At 69.5% G+C, this 20779-nt stretch carries 22 protein-coding genes and 2 riboswitches; of the genes, 17 read left to right on the forward strand and 5 right to left on the reverse strand.

Going from position 1 to position 20779, the window contains the following annotated elements:
* Position 1: 1 nt before the first annotated feature.
* Genes fliQ through csrA form a run of 6 tightly spaced genes read left to right on the forward strand, consistent with a single transcriptional unit; the run spans position 2 to position 5593 of the window.
* A complete protein-coding gene (gene fliQ / locus ACN0TP_RS00280; RefSeq protein WP_417215275.1) occupies positions 2–277 on the forward strand; it encodes a flagellar biosynthesis protein FliQ in 276 nt (91 codons plus the stop codon).
* A gap of 1 nt (position 278) precedes the next feature.
* Positions 279–1040: a flagellar biosynthetic protein FliR gene (locus tag ACN0TP_RS00285; protein WP_417215277.1), complete on the forward strand. Its 762-nt coding sequence runs from the start codon at positions 279–281 to the stop codon at positions 1038–1040.
* Positions 1040–2233 (forward strand): EscU/YscU/HrcU family type III secretion system export apparatus switch protein, encoded by a 1194-nt coding sequence (locus ACN0TP_RS00290; protein ID WP_417215279.1) that lies wholly within the window; start codon positions 1040–1042, stop codon positions 2231–2233. Before ACN0TP_RS00285 ends, ACN0TP_RS00290 begins: the two co-directional genes overlap by 1 nt.
* Positions 2230–4281 carry a flagellar biosynthesis protein FlhA gene (locus tag ACN0TP_RS00295; protein ID WP_417215281.1) on the forward strand — a complete coding sequence of 684 codons (2052 nt, stop codon included), beginning with the start codon at positions 2230–2232 and terminating at the stop codon, positions 4279–4281. The genes ACN0TP_RS00290 and ACN0TP_RS00295 overlap by 4 nt, the downstream gene beginning before the upstream one ends.
* Positions 4256–5335 (forward strand): hypothetical protein, encoded by a 1080-nt coding sequence (locus ACN0TP_RS00300; protein ID WP_417215283.1) that lies wholly within the window; start codon positions 4256–4258, stop codon positions 5333–5335. The genes ACN0TP_RS00295 and ACN0TP_RS00300 overlap by 26 nt, the downstream gene beginning before the upstream one ends.
* Before the next feature lie 9 nt (positions 5336–5344).
* On the forward strand, positions 5345–5593 hold the full coding sequence (gene csrA / locus ACN0TP_RS00305; RefSeq protein WP_417215285.1) for a carbon storage regulator CsrA: 249 nt from the start codon (positions 5345–5347) through the stop codon (positions 5591–5593).
* A 15-nt stretch (positions 5594–5608) separates the two neighbouring features.
* Here the strand turns inward: csrA and ACN0TP_RS00310 are convergent, their stop codons facing one another.
* The 4 genes from ACN0TP_RS00310 to ACN0TP_RS00325 all read right to left on the reverse strand — a co-directional run bounded on the left by ACN0TP_RS00310 (position 5609) and on the right by ACN0TP_RS00325 (position 8544).
* Positions 5609–5899, reverse strand: coding sequence for a WXG100 family type VII secretion target (locus ACN0TP_RS00310; protein WP_417215287.1), 291 nt, complete (start codon positions 5897–5899; stop codon positions 5609–5611).
* A gap of 120 nt (positions 5900–6019) precedes the next feature.
* Positions 6020–7507, reverse strand: coding sequence for a sensor histidine kinase (locus ACN0TP_RS00315; protein WP_417215289.1), 1488 nt, complete (start codon positions 7505–7507; stop codon positions 6020–6022).
* Between the two features lie 10 nt (positions 7508–7517).
* Complete coding sequence (locus ACN0TP_RS00320; RefSeq protein ID WP_417215291.1) at positions 7518–8228, reverse strand: response regulator transcription factor; 711 nt, start codon at positions 8226–8228, stop codon at positions 7518–7520.
* Between the two features lie 88 nt (positions 8229–8316).
* Entirely contained in the window at positions 8317–8544 is a 228-nt protein-coding gene (locus ACN0TP_RS00325; RefSeq protein ID WP_417215293.1) for a hypothetical protein, read from the reverse strand.
* Positions 8545–8741: 197 nt separating this feature from the next.
* Between ACN0TP_RS00325 and ACN0TP_RS00330 the strand changes: the two genes are divergently transcribed.
* Both ACN0TP_RS00330 and ACN0TP_RS00335 read left to right on the forward strand, forming a co-directional pair.
* Entirely contained in the window at positions 8742–9125 is a 384-nt protein-coding gene (locus ACN0TP_RS00330; RefSeq protein ID WP_417215295.1) for a cold-shock protein, read from the forward strand.
* Between the two features lie 2 nt (positions 9126–9127).
* Entirely contained in the window at positions 9128–9733 is a 606-nt protein-coding gene (locus ACN0TP_RS00335) for a DUF3027 domain-containing protein (protein WP_417215296.1), read from the forward strand.
* A 99-nt stretch (positions 9734–9832) separates the two neighbouring features.
* Here the strand turns inward: ACN0TP_RS00335 and serC are convergent, their stop codons facing one another.
* Positions 9833–10954 (reverse strand): phosphoserine transaminase, encoded by a 1122-nt coding sequence (gene serC / locus ACN0TP_RS00340; protein WP_417215298.1) that lies wholly within the window; start codon positions 10952–10954, stop codon positions 9833–9835.
* A 179-nt stretch (positions 10955–11133) separates the two neighbouring features.
* Here serC and ACN0TP_RS00345 point away from each other — a divergent pair, with 179 nt between their 5' ends.
* From ACN0TP_RS00345 to ACN0TP_RS00385, 9 genes are all read left to right on the forward strand, one after another.
* Positions 11134–11829 (forward strand): metal-dependent transcriptional regulator, encoded by a 696-nt coding sequence (locus ACN0TP_RS00345; RefSeq protein ID WP_417215300.1) that lies wholly within the window; start codon positions 11134–11136, stop codon positions 11827–11829.
* A gap of 101 nt (positions 11830–11930) precedes the next feature.
* A riboswitch (cyclic di-AMP (ydaO/yuaA leader) is annotated at positions 11931–12111 on the forward strand.
* A 3-nt stretch (positions 12112–12114) separates the two neighbouring features.
* Entirely contained in the window at positions 12115–13140 is a 1026-nt protein-coding gene (locus tag ACN0TP_RS00350; protein WP_417215301.1) for a M23 family metallopeptidase, read from the forward strand.
* A 117-nt stretch (positions 13141–13257) separates the two neighbouring features.
* A riboswitch (cyclic di-AMP (ydaO/yuaA leader) is annotated at positions 13258–13450 on the forward strand.
* A gap of 6 nt (positions 13451–13456) precedes the next feature.
* Positions 13457–14419 (forward strand): C40 family peptidase, encoded by a 963-nt coding sequence (locus ACN0TP_RS00355; RefSeq protein ID WP_417215303.1) that lies wholly within the window; start codon positions 13457–13459, stop codon positions 14417–14419.
* A gap of 240 nt (positions 14420–14659) precedes the next feature.
* The gene (locus ACN0TP_RS00360) at positions 14660–15157 is read left to right on the forward strand and encodes an HNH endonuclease (RefSeq protein ID WP_417215305.1); all 498 of its coding nucleotides are present in this window, start codon (positions 14660–14662) and stop codon (positions 15155–15157) included.
* The gene (locus ACN0TP_RS00365) at positions 15154–15927 is read left to right on the forward strand and encodes an NTP transferase domain-containing protein (RefSeq protein WP_417215307.1); all 774 of its coding nucleotides are present in this window, start codon (positions 15154–15156) and stop codon (positions 15925–15927) included. Before ACN0TP_RS00360 ends, ACN0TP_RS00365 begins: the two co-directional genes overlap by 4 nt.
* 22 nt (positions 15928–15949) lie before the next feature.
* On the forward strand, positions 15950–16222 hold the full coding sequence (locus ACN0TP_RS00370; RefSeq protein WP_417215309.1) for a DUF6457 domain-containing protein: 273 nt from the start codon (positions 15950–15952) through the stop codon (positions 16220–16222).
* Positions 16222–17439, forward strand: a complete 1218-nt coding sequence (locus ACN0TP_RS00375; RefSeq protein ID WP_417215311.1) for a molybdopterin molybdotransferase MoeA — start codon at positions 16222–16224, stop codon at positions 17437–17439. The genes ACN0TP_RS00370 and ACN0TP_RS00375 overlap by 1 nt, the downstream gene beginning before the upstream one ends.
* A gap of 61 nt (positions 17440–17500) precedes the next feature.
* Positions 17501–18406: a formate dehydrogenase accessory sulfurtransferase FdhD gene (gene fdhD, locus ACN0TP_RS00380; protein WP_417215313.1), complete on the forward strand. Its 906-nt coding sequence runs from the start codon at positions 17501–17503 to the stop codon at positions 18404–18406.
* Complete coding sequence (locus ACN0TP_RS00385) at positions 18403–20760, forward strand: FdhF/YdeP family oxidoreductase (RefSeq protein WP_417215315.1); 2358 nt, start codon at positions 18403–18405, stop codon at positions 20758–20760. The genes fdhD and ACN0TP_RS00385 overlap by 4 nt, the downstream gene beginning before the upstream one ends.
* Positions 20761–20779 lie beyond the last annotated feature (19 nt).

Genomic DNA, 20779 nt, shown 5'->3' on the forward strand with positions numbered 1-20779 from the left:
GATGGATACCAATGCCGTGCTGGACATCGGGCTGTCGGGCCTGCTGGTCGCCGCCAAGCTGGCCGCCCCCGTGCTGCTGACCTCGCTGGTCGTCGGCTTCGCGATTTCCCTGGTCCAGTCGATGACGCAGATCCAGGAGATCACCCTGTCCTTCGTGCCCAAGGCCGTCGCCGTGGCCATTGCCCTGGTCGTCTGCGGGCACTGGATGATCTCCGAAATGGTGCTCTTCACCCACGACCTGTTCGATAAGCTCCCCTCCCTGCTGCAGGGCGGATGAGATGGGAACGACAGTCCCGTTCGACTGGCTCGCCGCGATGATGCTGGCCGCCGTGCGCGTCACGGCGTTCATCGTCGTCGCCCCGCCCTTTTCCCACAATTCGATCCCGGCCCGGATCAAGGCCATGATCGGCGTCGGCTTGGCGTTGGCCGTTTCACCACGCGTGGTCGCCGACTATGTCCCGCTGGACACCGGCGCCTACATCGGCGCGCTGGCCCTCGAAATCGTCGCCGGGGCGGCCCTGGGCTTCCTGGTCATGCTGCTCTTCGCCGCCGTCCAGGCCGCCGGCGGGCTGATCGACCTGTTCGGCGGGTTCCAGATGGCGCAGGCCTTCGACCCGCAGTCGATGGTCAACGGCGCCCAATTCACCCGGTTGTTCCATTTCGCCGCGCTGGCCCTGCTGGTGGCCTCCGACGGCTACCAGCTGGTGCTCTCCGGGTTGTTCCGCTCCTTCGACGCGATGCCGCTGGGTGCGGGGATCGGGTTGGATACCGTGGCAGGCGAGGCCGTCGGCGGCGTCACCGACATGTTCCTGGCAGCCGTCCAGATCGCCGGCCCGCTGCTGGTGGTCCTGTTCCTGGCCGATATAGGGCTGGGCCTGCTCACCAGGGCCGCCCCGGCCCTGAACGCATTCGCCATGGGCTTCCCGCTGAAGATCATCCTGACCCTGTCCCTGGCCGGCACCGTCTTCGTGGTCCTCCCCGCCGTCGTCTCGGCACTCGTCCAGTCAGGACTCGAGGCATTGCGGGCGGTGATGGGCTGATGGCAGAAGACTCCGGGGAACGCACCGAAAAAGCCACCCCGCAACGCATGAAGGACGTGCGGTCCAAGGGCAAGACCAGCCGGTCCCAGGACCTGACCGCCTGGCTGGGCATCGGCGCCGCCGCCGTCATGGTCCCCACGGTCATCGCCGCGGGGGAGCAGGCAGGACGCAGCCAGCTCGAAACGGTGACCTCGATCATCGCCAACCCGGAACCGGCAGGAGTCCTGGCAGCACTGGAAGCCGGCTTGGGATCGCTCGGTGGCATCCTGGCGCCGATGCTGGCAGCTGTGCTGATCGTCGTCGCCGGTGCTGCGGCCCTGCAGGGCGGCATCTACTTCAAGAAGTTCAAATTCGATGCCTCCAACCTGAACCTGGTCAACGGCATGAAGCGCACCTTCGGCCTGCAGGCCGTCTGGCAGGGGGTCAAGGCCCTGTTGAAGATCGCCGTGGTGGGACTGGTGCTGTGGGTCATCGTCGCCGGGCTCATGCCCCTGCTGCTGCACTCCGGCATGCTGCCGTTGACCTCACTGCTCGGCTCCGCCGCCGACGGTGCCGCCTCCCTGCTGCAGGCATCGGTGCTGGCGGGACTCGTCCTGGCCGCCATCGACCTGATCGTCGTCAGCCGCCGCAACCGCAAGCACACCCGCATGACGCGCAAGGAAGTCAAGGACGAAGGCAAGAAGACCGACGGCGACCCCCTGATCAAATCCCAACGTCGTTCACGGCAACTGGCGATGAGCCGCAACCGCATGATCGCCGCCATCGGCGACGCCGACGTGGTGCTGGTCAACCCGACCCACGTCGCCGTCGCCCTGCGCTACGAGCCCGGCAAATCGGCGCCGCGGGTCGTCGCGAAGGGGGCGGGGACGATCGCGGCCCGCATCCGCGAGGAGGCCCAGGACAAGCATGTTCCGATGGTGCGCGACATCCCGCTGGCGCGCGCCCTGCACGCCGGCTGCGAACTGGGCCAGGAGATCCCGGTGGACCTCTATGGGCAGGTCGCCGTGGTGCTGGCCTTCGTCATGGCGCTGAAGACCCGCGGCAACGCCGACGGCATCCACACCGTGCCGGACCCGGCGCCACCGCGCACCGGTAACGGCGCCCACCGGGCAGCCCCGCCGCGGCCCGGCCCCCACCGCCCGCACGAATCAGCAGCATCCACGGTCCACATCCCCGAGAAGGCAATCCGATGAACTTCAGCACCTTGTCAAAGCTCGCCGTCCCGCTCGGCGTCGTCGGCATCATCCTGCTGCTGATCGTCCCGGTCCCGGCCGTGCTGCTCGACGGACTCATCGCCATCAACATCCTGCTGGCCCTGGTGATCCTGCTGAACACGATGTTCGTGAAGAAGCCGCTGGACTTCTCGGTCTTCCCCTCGCTGCTGCTGGTCGCGACCCTGCTGCGGTTGAGCCTGAACGTCGCCTCCACGCGGCTGGTGCTCGGCAACGGATACGCCGGTGAGGTCATCGCCGCCTTCGGCCACATCGCCATCGGCGGCAGCCTGATCATCGGCTGCGTCGTGTTCCTGATCCTGGTCGTCATCCAGTTCGTCGTCGTCACCAAGGGTGCCGAACGGGTCGCCGAAGTGGGGGCCCGCTTCACCCTGGATGCGATGCCGGGCAAGCAGATGGCCATCGATGCCGACTTGAACGCCGGACTCATCACCGACACCCAGGCCCGCGAGCGTCGCGCCGAGGTCGCCGCCGAAGCCGACTTCTACGGGGCCATGGATGGTGCCTCCAAATTCGTCAAGGGCGACGCGATCGCCGGGATCATCATCATCATCATCAACCTGGTCGGTGGCATCGGCATCGGCATGATCCAACGTGGCCTCGACGTGGGCGAGGCACTGAACACCTACGCGCTGCTGACCATCGGCGACGGCCTGGCCACCCAGATCCCGGCCCTGCTCATGGCGGTGTCCACCGGCATGATCGTGACCCGTTCCAACGCCGCATCGGACATGGGCTCGACGGCATCGAAGCAGCTCTCCCAATCGCGGACCGCGCTGATGATCTCCGGCGCCGCGGCCATCGCGCTGGCACTGGTCCCCGGGATGCCGAAGCTGCCCTTCGTCCTGGTGGGGGGCCTGCTCATCTTCGTCTCGCAACGGGTCAGGGCGCAGGAGAAGGAACAGGCCGCACGCGAGGCATCGAAGCAGGCCTCCGAGGTGGCGGCGCCGACGGAAACCACGGAGGACATCATGGAAAACATGCGTGTGCATGCCCTCGAAGTCCAGCTGGCCCCGGACCTCGTGGACATCGTCAACGGGGGAGGGGACGACCTGCTCGCCCGGGTGCGGGCCCTGCGCCGGCGCATCGCCAACGAGTTGGGCATCGTGCTGCCCCCGGTCCGGACCCGCGACAGCGTCGATCTGCCGCCGGCGACCTACCTCATCCGCATCGCCGGGGTCGAAGCAGGACGCGGACAGGCCCCGCGCGGGAAGATCCTGGCCCTGGGCGACCAGCTGGAGTCGCTGCCCGGGCCCAGCGTCGTCGAACCCGTCTTCGGGCTGGCCGGGAAATGGATCCCCGCCGAACTGCGGCACAACGCCGAGATGGCCGGGGCGACCACGATCGACCGGGTATCCGTCGTCGTCACCCATCTCTCCTCGGTGGTCCAGGCCAACGCCGCCAGGCTGCTCACCCGGGAAGACGTACGCGTGCTGACCGACGGGACCCGTGAAGTCAGCCCGTCGGCCGTCGACGAACTGATCCCGGGCCTGCTGAGCCTGGCCGAGGTCCAGCGTGTGCTGCAGGGCCTGCTCGCCGAGATGGTCCCGATCAACGACCTGCAGCGCATCTACGAGGCCCTGGCCCTGCGGGCGAAGACCTCCACCGATCCCGAGGGGCTCATCGAGGCCGCCCGCCAAGCGCTGGGCCCCGCCCTGGCCGCCAGCCACCTGGAAGGACGGACCCTGCGGGTCATCATGATCGATCCCGCCCTGGAACAGGGCATGCTCGAGGGGCTCAGGCCCTCCGAACACGGAACGCAGATCCTGCTGGATCCCAGCCGCCTGGAACAGGTCCATGCCGGGGTGAAGGAATCGCTGTCCGAACTCGAGCAGCGTGGGCTCTCGGCCGTGCTGGTCTGCGCCCCGGCACTGCGTCCTGCCATCCAGCGCCTGGTCGCCCCGCTGGCCAGCGGACTGCCGGTGTTGTCCTACCAGGAGGCCACCGCCGGCGGCGCCGAGATCGAAACCGTGGGAGTGGTGCGTGCAGCCAACCAGATTTCAGCTTGAGGCAGCCACCCTCGAGGAGCTGCGCACCCGCGTCAGCGAGGACTACGGTTCCGGTGCCCGCATCGTCTCCGCCGAACGCGTCACGGTTGGTGGCATCGGCGGATTCCTGGCCCGCCGGCACATCGAAGCGGTCATCGAAGTGCCCGCCTCGACGGGCACCGACGTGCGTGAGCCCGACCCCGGGCAGGATCCGCACCTGGCCCCCGAACGCGCTGTCCTGAGCCTTGAAGCGCCAGCGACCCAGCGGGCGCAGCCCGCGGCCCGACGGGACAGCGGGGAAGAGCCGGTCCGTCGACGTGGTCGGCGTGCTGCCGATACCGGCCAACCGCTGCCGGACCGCCAGGCGCTGATCTCCCTGCTCTCCGAAGCAGACGAGGACGAAGCCCACTGGCATGGGCGTCCGGAAACCGACGTGTCCACCGAATCGGAGGAGTTCGACCGACTCATGGACGACCTGACCTTCGGGTCCCAACCCTCCAGCGGGGCACGCGCTGCACGACTCGATGCACCCGCCGACGCGGGGCCGCGTCCGGCCGGCGGCATGAGCCCGACGCAGGGCCCCACCCCGTTGCACGGGCCCGGTGACCTGGTGGTGGTCGTCGGCCTCGGATCCGATGCGTATCGGGCCGCCCGGGCCCTGGCCGGACCTGGCCTGGCCATCCATGCTGCCGGGGCGTTCGCCGCCGAAGCCACGGGACCACGCATCGGGAACCGGATGGAACGCGTGAAGGCCCAGGCCGCGGGGGTCGGGGCCGGGGAACCTGTCTACATTGCCTGCGGGCTCGACCACGCGGTGGACCTGGAAACCCAGGTGCAGGAAGTCGAAGCGCTGGGTGCCGACCAGTTGTGGGTCTGTGTGGACGCCGGGCGCAAGAGCGAGGACACCCGGGCCTGGGTCGAAGCCCTCGACGCGGTGTGCCCGGTGGATGCCGTGGCCGTCCACGGACGGTCGACGACCGCCACCCCCGACACGGTGCTGGACCTGGGCATCGCGCTGCGCGACATCGACCAGCTCCCGGCACCGCCCCGCCGCCGGGCGCCCGGGGCACGTTAGGATGGCCGGGTGCTAGTACTTTCGCGAAAGGCCGGGGAACAGATCCTCATCGGTGACGACATCGTCGTGACCGTTCTGGAAGTGCGCGGTGAAGGCGTCAAGATCGGCATCGATGCCCCGCGCGGCCTGCGCATCCAACGCCAGGAGGTCGTCGCCGCCGTTTCGGACGCCAACGTCGAGGCGGCCCGTTCGGCCGACCCCGCCACCGAGGAGAAGCTGCGCGCACTGCTGGGGATGACCCGCCCCGCCGACGACTGAGGAGCCTGCACCGCGTCAGTAGGTGAACATGCGGGCGTTGGCGGCTTCCGCTTCATCGTATTGCTGCGAGGCATGGGCCAACGCCGTGTTGATCGCCGTCAGCGATTCCTCCACCTTCAACTGGGTCGCCCGCCAATCGGAGACCACCGCCTGGAAGTTCGAGGCGGCCGCCCCATGCCAGGACGATTCAAGGTCACGCAGGCCGCCCTGCATGGCGTCCACCTCCGAACGCAGCCGCTCAATCGTCCCCTGGACGGCCTGGGCCCGTCCGCGCATGTCCTCGGTATTTGCCGAAAAACTACTCATCGCCATTCCTGCCTTGCCTCACGGAACCTGCCCCGGTCCGGGACGCCCGGCGGCGTCCTGTCACCACGATGCCCCACACCGCTGGCCGGCCACAGCGGGTGGGGCCCACCTGTGGAAAAGTCAGGCGGCGTCGTCGTCTGTGGAGGGCTCGTCGAGGGGGACCAGTGGCAGGCGGATCGCCATGGTCGCACCACCTCCGGGGGTCTCGGTGAGGCGGACCGAACCATCGTGCTGGGCGGCGATCGCAGCGACGATCGCCAGGCCCAGCCCGGTGCCGCCCGTTTCACGCTGCCGGGAGCTGTCGGCACGGTAGAAGCGCTCGAAGACCCGTGCCGCATCCTCCTCGGAGATCCCGGGGCCGTGGTCGCGGATCTCCAGCACCGCATCGGAGCGGCCATCGATGACCGGCAGGACCCCGACGGCGACCTCCAAGGGGGACCCCTCGGGGGTGTAGCGCAGGGCGTTGGTCATCAGGTTCCCCACGACCTGGCGCAAACGCGGCTCATCCCCGCTGGTCGGGGCGCTGCTTGGTTGCGGGCCATCGAGCCCTACGAGCAGGACCTTGCGTTCGGGGGCGTTGACGCGGGCATCCTCGACCGTGTCCGAGGCCAACATGAACAGGTCCACCGGTTGGCGTTCCAGGGGCCGCTGCTCATCGAGGCGGGCCAGGGTCAGCAGGTCCTCGACCAGCTGGGCCATGCGCTTGGCCTCGCCCTCGATCCGGCCCATGGCCGTGCCGACCTGTTCCGGGCCGGTCAGCCCCCCGTGGCGGTACAGCTCCGAATAGCCCTGGATGGTGACCAATGGGGTGCGCAATTCGTGCGAGGCATCCTGGATGAAGCGGCGCATCTTGCGTTCGGAGGCCGCCCGGCCGCGGAACGCGTATTCGATGTGGGCCAACATGGCGTTCAGCGAGCGTGAGAGCCGCCCCACCTCCGTTTCGGGCGGGTACTCCTCGACACGGCGGGATAGGTCCCCGGCGGCGATCGCGGCGGCGGTGCGTTCGACCCTGACCAGCGGGCGCAGCGCACGGCCCGTGATGCCGTAGGCGATCATGGACATGACCAGCGTGACGAGCGTGCCGCTGACGACCACCAGCCGGGTCGCCATGTCGACGGTGCCCATGGTGGATTTCAGCGGAAGGGAGACCACGATGTAGCCGCTGTGGTTCCCCAGCACGTAGACGCCGGTGCGCCAGCCGTCGGAACCGGCCTCGGTGCCGGGGACCTCCATGGTCGGGCCCGCCAGGGCGTTGACCTGGTCGATCGTCATCGTGGGCACTTTGGGCCCGTCGGTGTGCTTGGGGTGCGGCAATTCGTAGAGGACCTTGCCGGTGTTGTCGCGCAGCGTGCCGCGGAAGCGGTTGAACTCCAGGGTGGCGCCCTCGCTGGGTGCCTGCTCGTTCTTCCAGGCCGACCACATGATGTTCGCCAGCGCGACCGAGTTGTCCCTCAGGTCGGTGTTCATCTGGTCCTGCATGGTCACCCGCAGCGAGGTGGAGGCCGCCAGCGCCGTGACGATGACGCCACACATCATCAGGATGGCCATCAGGGCCACGAGTTTGGAGCGCAGGGAGACCTGCCGCAGCAAACGGGGAAGGGAACGCACCCTCGGCAGCCTAGCGCCGGTCGGCCGAACGCAGCAGGTAGCCCACGCCGCGCTTGGTCTGGATCATGGCCGGCCAGTCCTCCCGGGCATCGATCTTGCGGCGCAGATAGGAGATGTAGGACTCCACGATGGAGGCATCGCCGTTGAAGTCGTATTCCCAGACGTGGTCCAGGATCTGGGCCTTGGAGAGCACCCGGTTGGGGTTCATCATCAGGTAGCGCAGCAGCTTGAACTCGGTGGGAGACAAGTCCACTATTTCCCCGGCCCGGCGGACCTCGTGGGCGTCGTCGTCGAGCTCGAGGTCATCGACCCGGATCACTGCGTCGTTCTCATCCAGGGGCTGGGTACGGCGCAGCACGGCCCGGATGCGGGCCACGACCTCGTCGAGGCTGAACGGTTTGGTGACGTAGTCGTCGCCGCCGACCGTCAGGCCCATGACCTTGTCCTCGGTCCCGTCGCGGGCGGTGAGGAAGAGCACCGGGAAATGCCGTCCTGCGGCGCGCAGCTTGCGGGTGACCGTGAAGCCGTCCATGTCAGGGAGCATGACGTCCAGGACCGCCAGGTCCGGGAGTTCCTTTTCGACGGCGGCCAACGCCTCGCGGCCGTTGGCGGCGGCGACGACGGAGAACCCGGCAAAGCGCAGGGACGTGGAGAGCAATTCGCGGATATTGGGCTCGTCGTCGACGACCAGGAGCTTGGCTTCCGCAGGTTTGTCAGTCATATCAGACATTGTGCGTGCAAAGTCTGGGAGTTTTCTGGGTATTCGTTGTGCGCGGAGGCGATCCGCGAAGAACCCCCGCGCCCGCCGGTCAGCTCCGGCGGCGGTCCCGGACGCGCAACAACACCAGCACGATCAGCAGGATGAAGGCCACCGGCAGCCCGTACAGGCCCACGGCCATCAACGCAGTGAACGGGGTGGCGCCCACCATGTACTGGATCAGCACTGCTGCCAGCGACAGGATCGAAACGAGGGCGACCGCGCTCGCAAGCACGGTGACGATGCGCTGCGTGGGGGCCGGGGAGTCGATGGTATTCACAACGTCAAAATATCAGCGTCACGACGGGCGGCAAAGTCCGCGACGCCCTCCCCATGCCGTACCCTAGGGTCATAGACTTCCCCGGCTGGGCCGTACCCCGCGCGCAGACGCCGCCGGTACGGGCACGGGCCGGGAATCCAGACGCGGCGCGGCCACTGGGCCGGGCGCCGCCGGAACGTGAGAACGAGGTAAGTGCAGTGCCTTTTGGCAAAGTGAAGTGGTTTGAGGCCTCGAAGGGCTTCGGTTTCCTGGTCAGCGACGACGGCGAGGAGGTGTACCTGCATGCCTCGGCGCTGCCCGAGGGCACCACCGAGGTCCGCGCCGGAACCCGCATGGAATTCGGCATCGCCCAGGGCCGCAAGGGCGCCCAGGCGCTGACGGCACGCATCGTGGACGCGGCCCCCTCGGTGGCCCGTGCCAAACGCAAGCCCGCCGAGGACACCGCGATCCTCATCGAAGACCTGATCAAGGTCCTGGACAGCGTCTCCAACGGACTGCGCAAGGGCCGCTACCCCGAGAAGAACCACGCCACCAAGATCGCCACCGTCCTGCGTCGCGTCGCCGACGACCTGGACGCCTGATCATGGCACGGGCACCGAAAATCGACGCGGTGCTGGGCGCCGGGGTCGACCTGGCCCGCAGCACCTTGTTGGGCACCGTTGAAGCCGATCAGATCGGCGAACACCTCGGGGTCTCCGCCGACGACGACCGCGTGCTCACCCACCGGTTCGAGGCCAAGCTGCCCGGCTATGCCGGCTGGAACTGGTACGTGACCCTGGCCCGCGTCCCGCGCGGCAAGGAGGCCACCGTGTGCGAGACCGGGTTGCTGCCCGGCGACGGTGCGCTGCTCGCCCCCGAATGGGTGCCCTGGGCCGACCGGGTGCGACCCGAGGAACTCGAGGCGCAGAAGGCGGCCGAGGCGGCTGCTGCCGACGCCGCCGCCGGGGAGAAGCAGTCGCCGGACCAGTCCCAGGACACGCACGACGACGATGCCCCCGCCGCTGCGCAGGCAAACCCGGCCTCCGACGCCGAACCGGCGGCGGACGGGACCGACGTGGAAACGGTGGACACCGCAGCCAGCCCCGATGAGCCCGACGAGGTCCTCGAGGACGACGAGGAACTGGTGGACGCCGAACAGGCCGCCGAGTCAGCGCCGCGCCGCAGCCGTTCGCGCCGTCGCCGCCGGTAGCGCCAACACCTCCGCCCCGCCGGGATGACGTCCTGACGAGAACGGGCCGCGGGGCATCCCACCGAAGTGGGGCCCCGCGGCCCGTTGCCGTCCCTGCTGTTACATGTTCTCCAGCACGTAGTCGATGCAGGCGGTCAGCGCGCTGACGTCGTCCGGCTCGATCGCCACGAACGTGGCGATGCGCAGCTGGTTGCGGCCCAGCTTCCGGTAGGGCTCGGTGTCCACGACGCCGTTGGCACGCAGGATCTTGGCGATCCGTGCGGCATCGACCGACTCGTCGAAGTCGATCGTGGCAATGACATTCGAGCGCTCGTCGGCGTTGACCACATACGGGGTCGCCACCGGGGAGGCCTCGGCCCACGAGTACACGCGCTGCGCCGAATCCGCGGTCCGCGCGGCTGCCCAGTCCAGGCCGCCCTGCCCGTTAAGCCATTCGACCTGGGCGTTCAGGGTCACCAGCGTGGACAGTGCCGGGGTGTTGTAGGTCTGGTTCTTCAGCGAGTTGTCGATGGCGGTGCGCAGATCCAGGAAGTCGGGAATCCAGCGGTCCCCGGATCCGATGCGTTCGGCCCGCTCGAGCGCTGCGGGGGAGAAGAGTCCCAGCCACAACCCGCCGTCGGAGGCGAAGTTCTTCTGCGGGGCGAAGTAGTAGACGTCGGTTTCGGCGACGTCGACGGCCAGCCCGCCGGCGGCGGACGTCGCGTCCACCAGCACCAGGGAGCCCTCGTCGGCACCGTCGACCCGGCGCACGGGGGCGCTGACACCCGTGGAGGTCTCGTTCTGCGGCCAGGCATAGACGTCGACGCCGGCCTCGGCGACGGCCGCCGGACGGGTTCCCGGTGCGGAGCTGATGATCGAGGAGGCCTGCAGGAACGGGGCCTTGTCGGTGGCCTTGGCGAACTTCGAGCCGAATTCGCCGAAGGAGAGGTGCTGTGCCTTCTGCTGGACCAGGCCGAAGCTGGCCACATCCCAGAAGGCCGTGGATCCGCCGACGCCGAGGATGACCTCGTAGCCGTCGGGGGCGTTGAAGAAGGTGGAGAGCCCCTCGCGGATGCTGCCGACCAGGTTCTTCACGGGAGCCTGCCGGTGGGAGGTGCCCAGGATGGTGGGATTGGCGGCAGCCAGGGCCTCGATTTGTCCGGCACGGACCTTGGAGGGCCCGGCACCGAAGCGACCGTCCGCGGGAAGAAGGGCTGCGGGGATGCTCAGCGAATCGGTCAAGTTCTGCTCCTGCCATCGGGGTGTTCTGGGGTGCGGGGCCGGCCCTGTCGGCCGGGGCCCGGTTCCCATGGTCCCGCACGCGCGCAGGGAATGCCGAAACCGGTCGACATTGTTAACGCGGGTAGAGTTGGATGCACGGGTCCACCGTCCATCGCCCCGCCCTACAGGAGTGCCACGCAGTGACAGATCTGATCGACACCACCGAGATGTACTTGAGGACCATTCTGGAACTCGAGGAAGAGGAAATCACGGCACTGCGTGCGCGCATCGCCGAGCGCCTGGACCATTCTGGTCCCACGGTGTCCCAAACGGTGGCCCGGATGGAACGCGACGGACTGGTCGTGGTGACGCCGGATCGCCACCTCGAGCTGACGGCCGCCGGACGTGAGCGTGCCACCTCGGTGATGCGCAAGCACCGCCTCGCCGAGCGCCTCCTGGCGGACGTCATCGGCCTGGAATGGGAGTACGTCCACGACGAGGCCTGCCGCTGGGAACATGTGATGAGCGAGCGCGTGGAGAAGCGCCTCTACGACCTGCTGGGCAAGCCCTCCGATTCGCCCTACGGCAACCCGATCCCCGGCCTGGAGACCCTCGGGGGTCCGGCGGCCCACGAGTTCGCCCTCGGGGTGCAGAACCTCGACGCGGCCCTGGTGGAGGGCAATACCGGCCCGGTGGCCGTCGAACGCCTGGCCGAGGCCATCCAGGTTGATCCCGAACTGCTGGCCCAGCTGAACGACGGCGGCATTCGCCCGGGTGCCCAGGTCACCCTGGAGCGCGCCGGCGAGTATGTGGTCGTGCGGGTGCAGGGGATCGAGGGCGCGCTGGAGCTGCCCGTGGAGGTCAGCGCCCACGTTTTCGTGGCCCGCAGCGTTTGATAACGGAACTGTTACTTCGTATTCGATTAAGATACCGTTGGTAACAGACGGGGATTCGTCCCCATCACCCCTTCCGACCGCCTGACCCTGCCTGCGGAACGGGTCCGTTCGCATCAATGACAGGCAGGGGTGGAGAACCCAATCTTTGGTGGTCCGTGGCGCCCGCAGTTGCGGGGTGCCCGTCCGCCTGGGGTGAAGCCGCAGTGCAGCCACGCTGCCCGCGGCCGGGCCTGACCGGCCCGAATCCGACAGCTAACTCCGCAGGCGCCCATGAGAGGTCACCGTTTGACAGAGCACAAGCGTTCCGGTCGTCGTGCTGCGCTCGCCCCCGAGGCGGCCGTCCACGCCGCCCCCGACGCCGGCTGCTACCTGCCGCGCCGCTTTGAGGGCTCGATGCGCTACGCCGCGTCGGCCACGCCGTTGCAGCGTGGGGGCGCCTCCCCCGTGCCCCTCGAGGCGGATGCCCCCGTCGCCGATGTCATCCCCCTGCTGGCCGGCGCGGCTCCCGCACCGGTGCCCGCCACGCCGGTCCAGGACCGCGGAAGCTTCGATGCCACGGTCATCGGCCTGCCCGAGGGCACGCGGGCCGTGGGGGCACGGCTCCCGTCCTCCACCCGGGCCAGCCGGTCGACGGCCCGCGGAACCACCACCCGTCCGGCGCTGGCCTGGAGCCACCGCTTCGCCGCCGTTGCGGCAGTTTCCGGCCTCGCACTGACTGCCGCCTACCCGGCCATGCTCGGCACCGACGAGGCCCCCGCCGAGCGCGTGGCCCACCAGAGCGCTGCCACCGTCGCCGATGTGACGGTCCCGGGCTCGGGGGACTACACGGTCGAACAGGCCTCGGTGTCCAGCAGCTTCACCAAGGACGACCAGCTCAGCTACCTGATGTCGGCCTCCGGGGGAAACATCAACACCATCGACACCCACGGCGTGCTCACCCAGCCGGTGGACCACGTCAGGATCACCTCGCCGTTCGGCGCGCGGGCCAACCCGACGGGCGAGGGCGCACAGGTCCACATCGGACAGGACTACGGAATTCCCTGTGGATCCGTTGTCAAGGCCGCCGCCTCGGGCACCGTCGTCCAGGCGGGCTGGGCCGGACACTCGGGCAACCGGGTGCGCATCGACCACGGCAACGGCCTGGAGACTACCTACAACCACAACACCAGCCTGAAGGTGGCCGTGGGGCAGAAGGTGGACCGCGGTGACGTGGTCTCCCTGAGCGGAACGACCGGCAACTCAACGGGGTGCCACCTGCACTTCGAAGTGCTCGTCGACGGCCACGCAGTCGACCCCGCAGGGTGGCTGTAGGCCCCGAAAATCACGGGTCGTGATCTGGAACAGACCGTTTCGTGACCTGAACGTGACTTTTACAAACATTTCATATATCGTTATCGACGTGCCAGGCCGCATAGGGGCCGGGCGCACTCGGGCAGATTGCCGAATACTGCCACTGCCCGAGGTCCGTTCGCAAAGAATCGCTTGGCAGTAGCGGGGGAACCACATTTCGGGTCCGCAAGGATCCTTGGGGTTAAGTGCCACGGTCTGTCATCCAGACGCGGCACCGAGTGACTCCCACTCGAATCCGACAGCTCACCTCGTAGGCATTGGGAGAGGTAATCAACACATGACCAAGCGTCAAGCACTGGGCCGCCACCGCGCCACGCCCGTCCGCACCAATCCGTTGGGCTCCATTTCCAAGGCCGTGTCCTCCAACGCCGGTTCAGTCGGCCGCCAGGCCGCAGTCATCGCCGCCGCATCCGGCCTCGTGCTGACGCTCGGCGTCCCGGCACAGGCCACGCCGGCCACCCGCGCAGCCGACAAGGCTCCCGTCACCGGCCTGCAGCGTGCCTCCGTCACCACGCCGGCCGCCGTGACCGTTCCCGCCGCAAAGTCCAAGAGCGCCATCCACGTGTCCGTCGCCAAGGTCAAGTCGACCTCCGGTGCCGCGTACCGCGAAGCACAGCGCCAGGCCGCCAACGAGCGTGCAGCCGCCCAGGAAGCAGCGCAGCAGGCCCAGGTCGCCGCCTCCACGCAGTCCAGCACCTCCAGCGCTTCGGAGTCCTCCTCCAGCGCTTCGGGCTCCTCCAGCGCTTCGGGCTCCTCCAGCGCTTCGGGCTCCTCCAGCAGCACGTCGGGCACCTCGCGCTCCACGGCGTCCTCCTCGGGTTCCACCGTGACGACCGCTTCGGCCGGCGCCGTGACCAAGAAGGCCGAGCCGGCAGCCGTCAGCACCGGGAACTCCAGCATCGCCGCCATGGCCAAGTCCTACCTCGGCACCCCCTACGTCTTCGGTGGTTCCACCCCGGGCGGCTGGGACTGCTCCGGCTTCGTGCAGTACGTCTACGGCAAGGCCGGCGTCAGCCTGCCGCACAACGCCGCTGCGCAGCGCGCCTCCGGCAAGTTCGTGCGCACCTCGAACCCGCAGCCGGGCGACCTGGTCTTCCAGAGCAACGATTCGCACGTCGGCATCTACATCGGCGGCGGCAAGATGATCGGCGCCCAGAACCCGAGCGTCGGCACCGTCGTCCGCGACACCACCGGCCCCTACGCGGCCCCTCTGGTCGGCTACTACACGCTGGCCCGCTAGGCGACAAAGCATCTAGTGGAGTCCTCGCCCCTTGGGGCGGGGACTTCGCTCGTTAAGTGAAGCCTGGCCGGGCCCGTGAATGCGTGGGGGACCACCGGTGAACCGCCGATGGACCCGTGGTGAAAGGCCAGTGCCCGCCGCCGGACACGCCGCGCTCCGGGCGTCCCGGCTCCCCGGGGCGGCGCCCCCGGGCATAGGCTGGTGGCCGAAGGCCCTTGCACACCACGACGAGGAACGCTGATGCGAACCCTGGTACTGAACGCAGGATACGAACCACTGGCAGTGGTCACCTTCCGCCGCGCGCTGCTGCTGGTGCTCACCGGCAAGGCCAGTGTCCTGGCCGAAGTCGGGGATCCGGTCACCACGCCCCGGATGGTCCTCGGCCGTCCCTCGGTGATCCTGCTGCACCGCTACGTGAAGGTCCCCTACCGCGAAGCAGTCAACGTGACGCGGCGCGGCGTGCTGCGACGAGATGGGCGCCGCTGCGGCTATTGCGGCAAGGCGGCCACCACCGTGGACCACATCATGCCGCGCTCCAGGGGCGGGACCAACACGTGGGAGAACCTCACCGCCTGCTGCCTGGCCTGCAACAGCACGAAGGGGGACAGGACGCTGCGCGAACTCGGGTGGAGCCTGCGGATCACTCCGACCTGCCCACGCGGCCCCCACTGGTTCATCACCGAGCTCGAACGCCCCGCCCCCGAATGGAACGACTTCCTGTCCGGGAGGGCAGCATGAACTTCGATGCCATCGTCGTCGCCGGTGGGCGCGGCGCCCGGCTCGGCGGCACCGACAAGCCCCTGCTGCACCACGGAGGGGCCACGCTGCTGGACCACGCCCTGCGGGCCACCGCCGCCGCGGGGCGCATTGCAGTCGTCGGCCCCACCGAGCTGAACCCGGTGATCTCCCGCTACGCCGCCGATGCGGATGCCGGCCAGGTCATCACCCTGACCCGCGAATACCCGGCATTTGCCGGACCCGCAGCGGCCGTGGCAGCGGGGATCCGCGCCCTGGGCGAAGGAGCCGCCGGGGAAGTGCCCCAGCCTGGGGACCGCGCCCCGCTGACCCTGATCCTGGCCGCCGACCTAATCGCCCCCGGACCCGCTGCGGCGGCGATCGTCTCCTACGCCGTCGAGCATTATGACGATGCCCTGACCCCGGCGCCGGCCCCGCCCGGCGAACCCGCCACTGCCCCCACCAACCCCGCCGAAGCCGGGGACACGGGGCTGGAGTTGGCCGAGTTCGGCCGCGCCTGGGTGCCCGTCGATGGGCAGGGACGGCTGCAGCCGCTGAGCTGTGTCATCGAGACGGCTGCCCTGCTGCGCGCCGTGGAAGCCTCCGAACGGCCCGGCGAGGGACTGGCCAACTCCTCGATGATGCGCTTGCTTGCTAAGGTGCAGATAGTCAGGGTGTCCCTCGACGGCGTGGACTACGCGGACGTGGACACCTGGGAAGACGCCGATCGGGCGGGCATTGCCCGGCCCTCGCCCCGACCGAAGGGCCGGTGACCCGCCACAACAGGAGGTACGGATGTCAGAGATGCCAGAGCTGGATGCCTGGGTGGCCGAGCTGCTGGCGGGCCTGGAGATCCCCGATGCCCCGATCGACGTGGACGCCATCCTGTCGATGGCCGGCGTCGCCGCCCACTCGATCATCCGCCCCGCGGCCCCGGTGACCACCTACATTGCCGGATACGCCGCCGGGCTGGCCGCCGGCGCGGGCATGGCCGGCGAAGGCGCCTCCATGGCCGGGGCCCGCCAACGGGTCGCCGAACTGCTCGAGCGCCACGGTTCCGACCAGTAGTGCACGAAGCCGATTGGCCGGCAGCCCGCCGCATCGCCTACCAGGCCGGCCTCGACCTGGCCGTGGACCCCGCTGCCGCCGAACACCTGCCCCTGGCCGAGGCCACCGGACGTGTCCTGGCCCGTGACGTCCACTCCCTGCACACCATGCCGCACTACGCCTCCTCCGCCATGGACGGTTGGGCCGTCTCCGGCCCCGGCCCCTGGCGTACCGGGGACGGTGCCCGGCCCCACGCGGGAGCCGGCACCGAACCGGCGACGCTGGCCCCCGGGTCGGCCCGCGCCATCGTCACCGGTGAAACCGTCCCGACGGGCACGACGGCGATCCTGCGCCAGGAGGACTCGTCACTGGATCCGGCCTCGGGGCTGCTCACCACCGGGCTGGAACTGCGCCCGGGGGCCGACATCCGGCCCGCCGGACGCGAGGCCGCCAGCGGGGACCTGCTCCTGGAAGCGGGAACCCGGCTGGTCCCCGGGCAGATCGCCGTCGCCGCAGTCGGCGGGCACGACACGCTGCCGGTGGCCCCGGCACCGCGGATCCGGCTGGTGCTCACCGGCGACGAGGTCATCACCTCAGGCATCCCGCGGCCCGGCCAGGTCAGGGACACGTTCGGACCCGTGCTGCCGGCGTGCATCGAGGCACTGGGGGGAGTGCTGCTGGACACCGTGCGCATCGGGGACGAGCGGGAACACACCCTGCAGGCCCTGGATTCGCCCCGGGCCCGGAGCGCGCAGATCCTGCTCAGCACCGGCGGCACGGGCCACTCCGCTGCCGACCACCTGCGGCCCGCCGCCGAACAGCTGGGGGCCACCACGCTCATCGGATCGGTGGCCATGCGCCCCGGCCACCCGGCGATGCTCTCCCGGCTGCCCGACGGCAGGCTGCTCGTCGCCCTGCCGGGGAACCCGCTCGCCGCCCTCATGGCGGTGGTGACGCTGCTGGAACCGCTGCTCGAGGCGGTCACCGGGCAACCGCCGTCGTCCCCCTCCACCGCCCGCAGCGGCGAGGCGATCCGCGGCGCCGGGCACTCCCACCGGCTGCTCCCGGCCCGGTGGCAGGACCCGGAGGACCACCGGGTGCTGGTGGCTTCCGAACACACCGGCTCGGCCATGATGCGCGGGCTGGCGGGCGCCGACGTCGTGCTGGTTGTCCCGCCCGCGGGAGTGGCCGCGGGAGGGGCCGTCGGATACCTCAGGCTGCCATGGTACGGTCGGTGAAATGCCCGGGCCCGGCGATGTTGCCGTGCCCTGGAGGCAGCGGAGCGAAGGAGGCCCCCGGGTGGGCAGATTGACCCAACGGCGCCGCGTCGTGCGCTACACAGTGGACGGTGGCCCGCGCACCCGCGAGGAGACCCTGGCCGCGGAGGAACCCCTGGAAATCCGCCTGGGTGGACGCGTCTTCAGCGTCACCATGCGCACCCCCGGCGACGACTTCGACCTCGTCGCGGGATTCCTGGTCAGCGAGGGCATCATCGCCGGCCCCGCGGAACTGTCCAGCCTGCGGTTCTGCGCCGGCGAGGACGAGGACGGACGCCAGACCTTCAACGTCATCGAGGTCCAGCTCGGCCCCGGGGCGATCGTCCCGGACCCCTCGCTGGACCGCCACGTCTACACCTCATCCTCCTGCGGGATCTGCGGGACAGCCTCCATCGATGCCGTCTCCAAGACCAGCCGCTTCACGCTCCCGGCGGCAACTCCGGCGATCGGCGTGCACACGCTGCTGGGCCTGTCCGACACGCTGCGCGAACACCAGGCGCTCTTCGGCAAGACCGGGGGGGTGCACGCCGCAGGGCTGTTCGACGCCGACGGGAACCTGCTGTGCCTGCGCGAGGACGTCGGCCGGCACAACGCGGTGGACAAGGTGGTGGGCTGGGCCCTGCGCGAGGGGAGGCTCCCATTGGACGGGACCATCCTGCAGGTCTCCGGACGGGCCTCCTTTGAACTCGTCCAGAAGGCCTACCTCGCCGGGATTCCGGTCCTCAGCGCCGTCTCCGCGCCCTCATCGCTGGCCGTGGAGCTCGCCGAGCAGGCGGGACTGACCCTCGCGGCCTTCGCCCGCGGCTCCAGCGTCAACATCTACACCCACCCGGACCGGATCGACACCGACCCGGAGACCACCCACCCGGCGGAGGCGCACCATGCACCGGCCCGCCCCCGGCAACAGGAAGCAGGACGAACGCAGTGAAGCGCTCGGCACCCGAGAAGGACATCAACGAGGACGCGCTGGAAGTCGGCGCACCGAAGACGACGGCGGCTGGAGTCAAGGCGGTCATGGTCGCCCTGGAACGCGGTTACGAGCAGGCAGGGGTCAGCCGGACCCTGCGCTCGATGCTGCGGGTCAACCAGCGTGGCGGCATCGACTGCCCCGGCTGTGCCTGGCCCGAATCGATCACCGGGGCCCGCAAGCCCGCCGAATTCTGCGAGAACGGCGCCAAGGCCCTGGCCGAGGAGAACACCACCCGCACCGCCGACGCCGCCTGGTGGGCGAAGCACCCGATCTCCGAGCTGGCGGAGAAGACCGAGTACTGGCTCGGCAACCAGGGCCGCATCACCGAGCCGATGATGATCCGCGCGGGGGAGACCCACTACCGGCCGGTCTCCTGGTCGCGGGCGTTCGCCACCATCGGCGAGCACATCAACGCGACCACCCCGGACCGCTGCGTCTTCTACACCTCGGGGCGCACCGCCAACGAGACGGCCTTCATGTACCAGCTGTTCGCCCGCAGCATCGGCACCAACAACCTGCCGGACTGCTCGAACATGTGCCACGAATCCTCCGGCACCGCGCTGGCCCCGACCATTGGCATCGGCAAGGGCACCGTCTCGCTGGAGGACTTCGAACACGCGGAACTGATCTTCGTCGTCGGGCAGAACCCGGGAACCAACCACCCGCGGATGCTCTCCGCACTGGCCGACGCCCGCCAGCGCGGCGCGAAGGTCGTGGCCGTGAACCCGCTGCCGGAGGCCGCGCTGCTGAACTTCCGCGACCCGCAGACCGTCGCCGGGGTCATCGGCGACGGCACCCGCATCGCCGACGAGTTCCTGCAGATCAAGGTCGGCGGCGACCTGGCGCTGTTCCAGGCGTTCGGGCACCTGCTGCTGGCCGAGGAGGCACGGGTCCCGGGCAGCGTCGTGGACCACGAGTTCATCGCCGCGCAGACCCACGGGTTCGACGCCTACGCCGCGGCCCGGGCCGAGATCGACTGGGACGCCACCGAGGAGGCCACCGGCCTGACCCGCGGGGAGATCACCTCGATCGCCTCGATGCTGGCCAAATCCAAGGGCACGATCATCTGCTGGGCGCTGGGCCTGACCCAGCAGCCGCACTCGGTGGACACGCTCAAGGAACTGATCAACGTGCTGCTGGTGCAGGGCAACTTCGGCAAGCCAGGTGCCGGCGCCTGCCCGGTACGCGGGCACTCCAACGTCCAGGGCGACCGCACCATGGGCGTGTGGGAGAAGCCGAAGGAGGAGTGGCTGGCCGCCCTCGACGCCGAGTTCTCGATCACCAGCCCGCGCGAACACGGCTACGACTCCACCGACACTGTGGAGGCCTTCGAGAACGACGCCGTCGACGTCTTCGTCTCGATGGGCGGGAACTTCTCGCTGGCCTGCTCGGACACCGAGGCCCTGGAAGCCGGCATGCGCCGCACCGGGCTCACCGTGCACATCTCGACCAAACCCAACCGCTCCCATGTGGTCCACGGGCAGACCTCGCTGATCCTTCCCACCCTGGGCCGCACCGACCGCGACGACAAGCACCCGGGCGGACCGCAATTCCTCACGGTGGAGGACTCCATGTCGGTGGTGCACACCACCCAGGGCCGCCTGGCGCCGATGTCGCCGCACCTGCTGGCCGAACCGGTGATCGTGGCCCGCATGGCGGCGGCGACCTTCGGCGAGGGCCACGCGGTGGGCTGGCGGGCCATGGCCGAGGACTACGACGTCATCCGCGACCACATCGCCGCCGTCTGCCCCGGTTTCGAGGACTTCAACCGCAGGGTGCGCACCCGCAACGGATTCGTGCTGCCCAACCCGCCGCGCGACACCCGGACCTTCGCCACCGACATCGGCAAGGCCCGCTTCACGGTCAGCCCGCTGGAATACCTCAAGGCCCCCGCGGGACACCTGATCCTGCAGACCATGCGCAGCCACGACCAGTACAACACCACGTTCTACGGGCTCGATGACCGGTACCGGGGGATCTCCAACGGACGCCGGGTCATCCTGGTGCACCCCGATGACCTGGCCGAGCTGGGGTACGCCGACCGCGCCCTGGTCGACGTCATCTCCACCTTCGCCGGCACCGAACGCCGGGCCAACCGCTTCCGCCTGGTTTCCTATCCGACGGCGCGGGGCTGTGCCGCCGCCTACTTCCCGGAGGCGAATGCACTGGTGCACCGCGGGCTGGTCGCCCGGGAATCGAACACCCCGGGCTACAAGGCCATGACGGTCAGCTTCGTGCCGCACACCGCCGAACCCAACCGGGTCTTCGACGAGCGCGAACGCCCGTCCACGGTGGGGGCGGCCGCCGGGTAACGGGGCGCCGCCGGCGCGG

Source organism: Arthrobacter sp. (assembly GCF_048266065.1).
Lineage (GTDB): Bacteria > Actinomycetota > Actinomycetes > Actinomycetales > Micrococcaceae > Arthrobacter_H.

Bases quoted from the DNA above. Each gene is read 5' to 3' on its own strand.
- ACN0TP_RS00295 (WP_417215281.1), top strand. From the start codon at position 2,230: ATGAACTTCAGCACCTTGTCAAAGCTCGCCGTCCCGCTCGGCGTCGTC.
- ACN0TP_RS00310 (WP_417215287.1), bottom strand. From the start codon at position 5,899: ATGAGTAGTTTTTCGGCAAATACCGAGGACATGCGCGGACGGGCCCAG.
- ACN0TP_RS00365 (WP_417215307.1), top strand. From the start codon at position 15,154: ATGAACTTCGATGCCATCGTCGTCGCCGGTGGGCGCGGCGCCCGGCTC.
- ACN0TP_RS00335 (WP_417215296.1), top strand. From the start codon at position 9,128: ATGGCACGGGCACCGAAAATCGACGCGGTGCTGGGCGCCGGGGTCGAC.
- ACN0TP_RS00360 (WP_417215305.1), top strand. From the start codon at position 14,660: ATGCGAACCCTGGTACTGAACGCAGGATACGAACCACTGGCAGTGGTC.
- ACN0TP_RS00320 (WP_417215291.1), bottom strand. From the start codon at position 8,228: ATGACTGACAAACCTGCGGAAGCCAAGCTCCTGGTCGTCGACGACGAG.
- ACN0TP_RS00285 (WP_417215277.1), top strand. From the start codon at position 279: ATGGGAACGACAGTCCCGTTCGACTGGCTCGCCGCGATGATGCTGGCC.
- ACN0TP_RS00355 (WP_417215303.1), top strand. From the start codon at position 13,457: ATGACCAAGCGTCAAGCACTGGGCCGCCACCGCGCCACGCCCGTCCGC.
- ACN0TP_RS00290 (WP_417215279.1), top strand. From the start codon at position 1,040: ATGGCAGAAGACTCCGGGGAACGCACCGAAAAAGCCACCCCGCAACGC.
- ACN0TP_RS00370 (WP_417215309.1), top strand. From the start codon at position 15,950: ATGTCAGAGATGCCAGAGCTGGATGCCTGGGTGGCCGAGCTGCTGGCG.
- fliQ (WP_417215275.1), top strand. From the start codon at position 2: ATGGATACCAATGCCGTGCTGGACATCGGGCTGTCGGGCCTGCTGGTC.